The organism is bacterium, from assembly GCA_021372775.1.
Lineage (GTDB): Bacteria > Acidobacteriota > Polarisedimenticolia > J045 > J045 > JAJFTU01.
In genome coordinates this window covers 1-3,512 of sequence record JAJFTU010000203.1, presented here as the reverse complement: position 1 = coordinate 3,512, position 3,512 = coordinate 1, and the positions used below count along the sequence as shown (strand labels likewise).

At 74.2% G+C, this 3,512-nt stretch carries 3 protein-coding genes; all 3 read left to right on the top strand.

The features are described 5' to 3' along the window. Positions 1–28 precede the first annotated feature (28 nt). A complete protein-coding gene (locus tag LLG88_07120; protein ID MCE5246677.1) occupies positions 29–1,618 on the top strand; it encodes a GDSL-type esterase/lipase family protein in 1,590 nt (529 codons plus the stop codon). 27 nt (positions 1,619–1,645) lie between these two features. Further along, entirely contained in the window at positions 1,646–3,058 is a 1,413-nt protein-coding gene (locus LLG88_07115) for an MBOAT family protein (protein ID MCE5246676.1), read from the top strand. A gap of 14 nt (positions 3,059–3,072) precedes the next feature. After that, positions 3,073–3,512 (top strand): hypothetical protein (locus tag LLG88_07110; protein MCE5246675.1); only part of this gene is annotated, 440 nt, incomplete at its 3' end.

The following is a 3,512-nucleotide window of genomic DNA, read 5'->3' as shown; positions in this document are numbered from 1 at the left end:
CGCGCTCGCCGCGCTTGTCGCGGCCGCGCTGGCGTTCGCCGCGCCCCCCGCCGCCGCCGCGCCGCGCGCCAAGGCGGCGAAGCGCCCCGCGGCGCCGCGCGTCCAGCCGATCGATCCCGACAAGCTCCCGCCGCAGCCGCTCGAGAACGCCGCGGCGCTGGCGCCGTTCTTCGCCGCGCTGGAGCGGCTCGAGGCGGAGACCGCGGCCGGCGCGCCCCGCTCGGTCGTCCGCGTGCTCCACTTCGGCGACTCGCACGTCGCGGCCGACTACTGGACCGGCGAGATGCGGACCCGGCTGCAGCGCCGCTTCGGCGACGCGGGGACCGGCTACGTGATGCCCGGCAAGCCGTGGCGCTTCTTCCGGCACGCGCGGGCCAAGACGCTCGGCGCGGGCTGGGAAACGGTCGGCCTCGGGAAGACGCCGTGCGACGGCCTGCTCGGCCTCTCGCAGACCGCGGTGCGGCCGACGAAGCGGCGCGGCTGGGCCGGGGCGTCGTCCGAAGGCGCGTTCTTCGAGGTGCAGGCGGCGAGCGACGGCGGCCGCGGCTGCCTCAGCCTCTTCGTGGACGACAAGCTGCTCTTCAGCGGCCCGATCGGCGGCGGCACGTTGTTCGTCGATCCGGCCGGCGCGGTGCCCGTGCCCCTGCCGGAGGAGACGTCGGAGACGACGCCCGCCGACGCGCCGCCAGTCGATGGAACCGCGCTTCCCGCGCCGCGCCCGAACACCCTCGCGCCGCCGGCCGCAGAAACCGCGCTTCCCGCCCCGCCCGCCGGCGCGCCGGAATTCGCCGCGGACGCGCGCCGCGGAACCAGCGAGACGACGTCGGCGACACCCGCCGCCCCCGTCGGCGCCGCGCCGATGACGGCCGAAGCGCCGGCCGTCGGCGACGGTCCGCGCCCGCCGGAAGACGAGGAGGCGGCCGCGCTCGGCGTCGCCTTCCTGCGCAACCGCGCGCCGCTCGGCGATGGGCCGCACAAGATCGCCGTCGCCGCCGACTGCGGCGAGCCGGCGCGACTCCTCGGGATCGACTTCCGCACCGGCCGCGGCGGCGTCCTCTACGACACGCTGGGCATCAACGGCGCGTCGATCCACTTCCTCGACCACTGGCGCTCCGACGCGCGGGCGCTCCTGCTGCGGCACGCCGACCCCAAGCTGATCGTCGTCTCGTACGGCACGAACGACATGGGCGACAAAGACTTCGTCTTCGCCGACTACCGCGCGCTCGTCGTCCGCCTCCTCGGCGCGGTCCGGCGCGACGTGCCCGGCGCCGCCGTCCTCGTCACCGGCCCGATCGACCGCGGCGCCGCGCGGCGCCGCGCCTTCGGCTTCAAGCCGGAGAACCAGGAGCTCGTCGTCCGCGCCCTGCGCGAGGCGGCGCTCGAGACCGGCTGCGCCTTCTGGGACGCGCGCGCCGCGGTCGGCGGCCCCGGCGCGGCGGAGCGCTGGGCGGCGGCGAAGCTGGCCCAAGGGGACCGCGTCCACCTCACCGAGGCCGGGTACGCGAAACTCGCCGAAATGCTCGCCCGGGCCGTTTTCGCGGCCTATGATGCACGGCGCGGTCCGGCGCCCGATTCGGAAGGCGTCCGGGGGGAGGCCGCTCCGGCAACGATCGAATAACCCGCGACAATCGAGCGCAGGACACCCGTGAGCTTCGCGAGCCCGTTCTATCTTCCGTTCCTGATGGCCGTGCTGGTCCTGTGGTGGGCGGGACGCCGGCTGCGGCTTCCCGCGACCGCGCTCCTCGTCGCCGTCAGCTTCTTCTTCTACGCCACCTGGAACCCGCTCCTCTGCCTCGCGCTGCTCGGCACGGCGACGCTCGACCACTTCGTCTGCCTCGGCCTCGGCCGCGCGAAGGGCGCCGCGGCGCGCCGCGCGCTGGTCGCCCTCTCCGTGACGGCGAACCTCTCCGCGCTGGTCTTCTTCAAGTACTTCAACTTCCTCGCCGACGCCGTCTCGCGCCTCTCCGAGGCGTTCGGCCCGGGCGGCTTCGACGCGCCGTTCAAGGTCGTCTTCGCCGTCGGCGTCTCGTTCTACACGTTCCAGTCGATGGGGCTGGTGATCGACGTCTTCCGCCGCGAGGCGGAGCCGCCGCGCTCGTTCCTCCGGCACCTCGCCTTCGTCTCGTTCTTCCCCACGCTGCTCGCCGGCCCGATCACCCGCGGCGAGACGTTGCTGCCGCAGCTCGCCGCGCCCCCCTCGCGCCTCTCGGCCGAGGACGGCGGACGCGCGCTCTTCCTGATCGGCCTGGGGATGTTCAAGAAGCTGGTCCTCGCCGACTACGTCGCGGCCAACCTCGTGAACCGCGTCTTCGAGCTGCCGGGGATGTACTCCAGCCTCGAGGTGCTCGGCGGGATCTACGGCTACGCGGCGCAGATCTACTGCGACTTCTCCGGCTACAGCGACGTCGCGATCGGCTCGGCGCTGCTCCTCGGCTTCAAGCTCAAGGACAACTTCAACTCCCCCTACCGCGCGAGCGACCTCGTCGAGTTCTGGCGCCGCTGGCACATCTCGTTCTCCACCTGGCTGCGCGACTACCTCTTCGCCTCGCTCCCCGGCAACAAGCGCCGGTTCTACTGGCCCTACATGGCCTCGATCGTGACCTTCACGCTGGGCGGGCTCTGGCACGGCGCCTCGTGGAATTTCGTCTTCTGGGGGCTGCTGCACGGGATCGGCCTCGCCTTCCTGCACTTCGTCGCGCGGCGGCGGCGCGGCCCGAAGCCGATCTGGCGGAAGATCGCCGGGGCCTTCGTCACGTTCCACTTCGTCGCCTTCGGCTGGCTCTTCTTCCGCTGCGCCGACCTGGCGGCGGTGGGCGAGGTGCTCGGGCGGCTGCGCGCGCTGAGCTTCGGCGCCGGCAACCTCGCCGCGCCGACGATCGTCGCCGTGGCCGCGGCGATCGGCGCGCAGTGGCTGCCCGAGGGCTGGTACAAGAAAACGGAGGCGCGCTTCGCGGCGGCGCCGGCGCCGCTGCAGGCCGCGTTGCTGGCCGCGGTCGCGCTGGCGGTCGGCTACGTCTCGACCGCCGCCGTGGCCGGCTTCATCTACTTCAACTTCTAGGGACGGGACGAGCCGTGGGCCGGGGGAGCAGAGCGGGAAAAGGAACGCGGACGTCGCGCGGCGATGCGGCCGCGCAGGGACGGCGCGCCGCGCCGCCCACGCCCGTCGCGGAGACCGCCCAAGCGCCGCGCGCCGCCGAGACCGCGCAAGCGCCGCGCGGACGCGGGCTCGCTTGGAAGACGATCGCCGCGGTCGCGCTCTTCTGGTGCGCCTCGGCGCTGCCGTACGTCGTCGAGGGATACGAACGGTTCCGCCTCGTCAAGCCGAACGCGGTCGCCGGCGTCAAGATGCCCTGGCCCGCCGCGCCGCTCGTCGCGCCGCGCGACGACCTCGAGTCGATCGAGGTCGTGGACCACGGCCTCCGCCCGCCGGAGCTGCGCGTCCCGCCGCCCCCGACGGACCTGCGCCCGCCCGCCCCCGGCACGTCGGGCGCCGGGCCGAACGCCGACGTCCT